Below are 5096 nucleotides of genomic sequence, written 5' to 3' on the forward strand. Positions count from 1 at the left end.
GTGCTCCCGTCAGGGGAGCACCGGGCCCTCGTCCGTACGACAACCCTCACGGCCGGGCGGAGCCGGCCGTCACCGCGGACACGGCGGCCGTCCCACCGGCGTCAGCCGGTCGGCGGTGGGAGGGGGTGTCAGTGGGAGTGACCGTGGCCGTGGCCCGCGTCAGCCTCGTCCTCGGCCGGCTTCTCGACGACCAGGGTCTCGGTCGTGAGCAGCAGGGAGGCGATGGAGGCGGCGTTCTCCAGGGCGGAGCGGGTGACCTTGACCGGGTCGATGACACCGGCCTTCACCAGGTCGCCGTACTCGGCGGTGGCGGCGTTGTAGCCCTGGCCGGTCTCCAGCTCGGCGACCTTGGAGACGATGACGTAGCCCTCCAGGCCGGCGTTCTCCGCGATCCAGCGCAGCGGCTCGACGGCGGCACGGCGGACCACGGAGACACCGGTGGCCTCGTCGCCGTCCTTGCCGAGGTTGTCCTCAAGGATCTTGGCGGCGTGGACCAGCGCGGAGCCACCACCGGAGACGATGCCCTCCTCGACCGCGGCGCGGGTCGCGGAGATGGCGTCCTCCAGACGGTGCTTCTTCTCCTTCAGCTCCACCTCGGTGGCGGCGCCGACCCGGATGACGCAGACGCCACCGGCGAGCTTGGCGAGGCGCTCCTGGAGCTTCTCGCGGTCCCAGTCCGAGTCGGTGGACTCGATCTCGGCCTTGATCTGGGCGACGCGGCCCACGACGTCCTCGGAGCTGCCGCCGCCGTCGACGATGGTCGTGTCGTCCTTGGTGACCGTGACACGGCGGGCGGAACCCAGCACGTCCAGACCGGCCTGGTCGAGCTTGAGGCCGACCTCCTCGGCGATGACGGTGGCACCCGTGAGGATGGCCATGTCCTGGAGCATCGCCTTGCGGCGGTCACCGAAGCCGGGCGCCTTGACGGCGACCGCGTTGAAGGTGCCGCGGATCTTGTTGACGACCAGGGTGGAGAGCGCCTCGCCCTCGACATCCTCGGCGATGATCAGCAGCGGCTTGGAGCCACCGGCCTGGATGACCTTCTCCAGCAGCGGCAGCAGGTCCTGGATGGAGGCGATCTTGCCCTGGTGGATCAGGATGTACGGGTCGTCGAGGACGGCCTCCATCCGCTCCTGGTCGGTGACCATGTACGGGGAGAGGTAGCCCTTGTCGAAGGCCATGCCCTCGGTGAAGTCCAGCTCCAGGCCGAAGGTGTTGGACTCCTCGACCGTGATGACGCCGTCCTTGCCGACCTTGTCCATCGCCTCGCCGATGAGCTCACCGACCTGCGGGTCCTGGGCGGAGAGACCGGCGACGGCGGCGATGTCGGCCTTGTCCTCGATCGGACGGGCGGTCGAGAGCAGCTCGTCGGAGACGGCCTTGACCGCGGCGTCGATGCCCTTCTTCAGGGCGGCCGGGGAGGCACCGGCGGCGACGTTGCGCAGACCCTCGCGGACCAGGGCCTGGGCCAGCACGGTGGCGGTGGTGGTGCCGTCACCAGCGATGTCGTTGGTCTTGGTCGCCACCTCCTTCACCAGCTGGGCGCCGAGGTTCTCGTACGGGTCGTCGACCTCGACCTCACGGGCGATGGTGACACCGTCGTTGGTGATGGTGGGGGCGCCGAACTTCTTGTCGATGACGACGTTGCGGCCACGGGGGCCGATCGTCACCTTGACCGCGTCGGCAAGCTTGTTGACACCGCGCTCCAGGGCGCGACGGGCGTCCTCGTCGAACTTCAGGATCTTCGCCATGGTGGGCTTCTCAGTCCTCTCGAACGAACGACGCCCCTGCCACCCGGCCACGTGTGCGGCGGGGGCCAGGGGCGCCGTTCAAAGCGGTTGCTGCTCGGGGTGAATTACTTCTCGATGATCGCGAGCACGTCGCGGGCCGAGAGGACGAGGTACTCCTCGCCGCTGTACTTCACCTCGGTGCCGCCGTACTTGCTGTAGAGCACGACGTCGCCGGTCTTGACGTCGAGCGGCAGGCGCTCGCCGTTCTCGAAGCGGCCCGGGCCCACGGCGAGGACGACGCCCTCCTGGGGCTTCTCCTTCGCGGTGTCCGGGATGACCAGGCCAGAGGCCGTGGTCTGCTCGGCGTCGAGCGGCTGGACCACGATGCGGTCCTCGAGCGGCTTGATGGCAACCTTGGAGCTGGTGGTCGTCACGATCCGACCTCCCCCTTCGGAGATCTCACGGGGTTAACTGTCTGAGGTGGCGACCAGGTGGATCCGTCGTCGCGGGTGCCGGACCTGCCCGTCGCTGTGTCTGGCACTCTCCATTGGGGAGTGCCAGAGCCGAGACTATGACCGCGATTAGCACTCGGTCAAGCGGAGTGCCAATGCGTCGCCTCACATGGCGCGAACGGAGGCGGTCGGACGGCCGGGAGCCGGGACCCATGCGGGGCGCCCGAACCGGTGGACGGTACCCGAACCGGCGAACGGTGCCGGGACCCATGCGCGGCGCCCGGACCGATGCGCGGGCAGGGGCCGGGCGGGGCGTCCCGGCGGCCCGGGGCCGACGCGGGTGGGCGGGCCCGTCAGACGTAGTCCTCCAGGCGGGCGACCGCGTACCCCTTCTCCGTGACCGTCTTCATCACCTGGCGGATCATGTCGGGCATGGTGCCCTCCCAGTCGGAGGGCCCGCGGAAGTGGGTGAGGATGATGTCACCCGGGTGCAGGTCCCGGTCCCACTCGCGCCACTCCATGTGGTCCGGGAACGCCTCCGCGGCCCAGAGCGGCACGGCCTTGATCCCGCACTGCTGGGCGGCGCGCAGCGTGTCCTCGTTGTAGTTGCCGTAGGGCGGACGGAAGAGCGGGGGGCGCTTTCCGTACAGCTTCTGGAGATTGCCCTGCTGGCCGCAGATCTCCTGTTTCTGCTCGGTGTACGTCAGGCCCGGCATATAGCGGTGGTTGAGGGTGTGGTTGTGGAGCGCGACGCCCCGGTCGCGCATCTCCCGGAAGTAGCCGTAGTTGTCGTTGATCAGGTAGTCGCTGAGGAAGGAGCTGTAGGGGATCTGGAGCTCGGACATCATCCGCAGCAGGTCGGGGTCCTTCTCGGCGCCGTCGTCGATGGTCAGGAAGACCACACGCTCCTTGACCGGCACGGTGGTGAAGACCGGCGGCAGCACCTCGCCGCCTTCCACCTCGAAGCCCTTGCGGGTGGTCAGCGCCGGTTTCACCGACGGGGGCGGCGGCGCGGGCAGCGGGATCCGCTCCAGGCCCCACTTCTTGGCCGCGACCGCCCGTGCGGCCTGGGAGCGCTTCACCCGCTCGGCGTAGGAGACGGGCGCGCCGCCCGCGCCCTCCTTGCGCTCCGCCCGCTGACCGTCCCCCGGCCGTGCGCCGTCGCGCCCGTCGGGCGGGTCCCCGGCGCAGGCCGAGCCGAGCAGGGCGAGCAGGAGCACCGCGGCGAGGGCGCCGGGGCGCGGGATCCCGTGCCGTGGCGAGGCGTTCGGATGTGTTGTCTTTTTTCCTTTTTGTCGTACAAGCTGCATGGCGCTGGATCCTGTCAGTACGGATCCACGGGACCGGGCCGACAGCGCCGCCCGGAGCGGCCCGGTCCCCCGCCTGGCCCACACGGGAACCCCGCCCGGGGCCCGAAGGCGTTCCCGTCGTCGCTCCGACCGGCGCTCCGGCCCGCCCCCTCGCCCGCGGAAGAACCCCTCCGGCCCGCGACCAGCCCGCCACCGCCCCAGCCCGCCCCCTCGCCCTTCGTCCGGCCCGCCCCCTCGCCCGCGGAAGAACCCCTCCGGCGCGCGGTACCCACTGGCCCCTGGCTCACAATGGGCCGGGTGAACGACCTCTCCGCGCTCCTGACCGACGAGGGCCAGAGCCTGCTCGCCGCCCTCCGCGACCATGACCCCGCCCAGGAGCTGGCCCTCGCCACCCGGCTCCGCCGTGACCACCCCGCCGACCTGGTCTCGGCCGCGCTCGGCCAGGCGAGGCTGCGGCAGCGCGCGGTGGCGAAGTTCGGCGCGGAGGACGCCCACCGCATGTACTTCACGCCCCACGGCGTGGAGCAGGCGACCCGCCGGTCCGTCGCCGCCTACCGCGCCGCCCGGTTCGCGGCGCTGGGGGTGCGCCGCGTGGCGGACCTGTGCAGCGGGGTCGGCGGTGACGCCATCGCCCTGGCCCGCGCGGGCGTCCAGGTCCTGGCCGTCGACCGTGACCCGCTGACCTCGGCCGTCGTCCGCGCCAACGCCGAGGCCCTCGGCCTGGCCGAACTGATCGAGGTGCGGTGCGCCGATGTCACGGAGACCGACACCACGGGCTGCGACGCCGTCTTCGTGGACCCCGCCCGCCGGGGCGGCCGGGGCAGGATCTTCGACCCGGAGGCGTACTCCCCGCCCCTGTCCTGGGCGCTCTCGGCCGCCCGTACCCACCCCGTCGCGGCGCTGAAGATCGCCCCCGGCATCCCGCACGAGCGGATCCCCGGTGACTTCCGCGCGGAGTGGATCTCCGACGGGGGCGATGTCAAGGAAGCCGTGCTCTGGTACGGGGCGTTCCCGCCCGGTTCCCCCGCCGTCCGCGCCACGCTGCTGCCCGGACCGCACTCGCTGACCGGCGGCGGCCTGCCGGACCCCGCCGTACGGCCCGTCGGCCGCTATCTGTACGAACCGGATGGCGCCGTCATCCGGGCCCATCTGGTCGCGGAGGTCGCCCGGGACCTCGACGGCGGGCTGATCGACGAGACCATCGCGTACATCACCGCCGACGCGGCCCGCGCCACGCCGTACGCCACCGGGTACGAGATCACCGACACCCTCCCCTTCAACCTCAAGCGGCTCAAGGCCCTGCTGCGCGCACGCGAGGTCGGCACCCTGACGGTGAAGAAGCGCGGCTCGGCGGTGGAACCGGAGGAACTGCGGCGCAAGGTGAGGCCGCAGGGCCCGAACGCGGCGACGGTCTTCCTGACCCGGGTGGCGGGCGCGCCGTCGATGCTGGTGGGGCACCCGCTCCCGGCGGCCGTTTAGCGGCTCTTCTCTCCCCCAGGCTCCGCCCGGGGGACCCCCACCAGGCCTGCGTCTGGGGGTACCCCCAGACGCACCCCTTCGGCTCAGGACCGACCCGGGGTCCGCGACCGGCCGGAGAGCGGCGC

At 71.7% G+C, this 5096-nt stretch carries 4 protein-coding genes; 1 reads left to right on the forward strand and 3 read right to left on the reverse strand.

From position 1 onward, the window contains the following. Positions 1-128: 128 nt before the first annotated feature. The 3 genes from groL to ACFVIM_RS32720 form a co-directional block, all read right to left on the reverse strand. Positions 129-1751, reverse strand: a complete 1623-nt coding sequence (gene groL / locus ACFVIM_RS32710; RefSeq protein ID WP_384309283.1) for a chaperonin GroEL — start codon at positions 1749-1751, stop codon at positions 129-131. A 104-nt stretch (positions 1752-1855) separates the two neighbouring features. Further along, positions 1856-2164, reverse strand: coding sequence for a co-chaperone GroES (groES, locus tag ACFVIM_RS32715; protein WP_384309286.1), 309 nt, complete (start codon positions 2162-2164; stop codon positions 1856-1858). Positions 2165-2535: 371 nt separating this feature from the next. Then, positions 2536-3492 (reverse strand): polysaccharide deacetylase family protein, encoded by a 957-nt coding sequence (locus ACFVIM_RS32720; RefSeq protein ID WP_384309288.1) that lies wholly within the window; start codon positions 3490-3492, stop codon positions 2536-2538. A 288-nt stretch (positions 3493-3780) separates the two neighbouring features. Here ACFVIM_RS32720 and ACFVIM_RS32725 point away from each other — a divergent pair, with 288 nt between their 5' ends. After that, on the forward strand, positions 3781-4971 hold the full coding sequence (locus tag ACFVIM_RS32725) for an SAM-dependent methyltransferase (RefSeq protein WP_384309291.1): 1191 nt from the start codon (positions 3781-3783) through the stop codon (positions 4969-4971). Positions 4972-5096: the final 125 nt, after the last annotated feature.

This window comes from Streptomyces sp. NPDC057638 (assembly GCF_042800315.1).
In the GTDB taxonomy this organism is placed as follows: domain Bacteria; phylum Actinomycetota; class Actinomycetes; order Streptomycetales; family Streptomycetaceae; genus Streptomyces.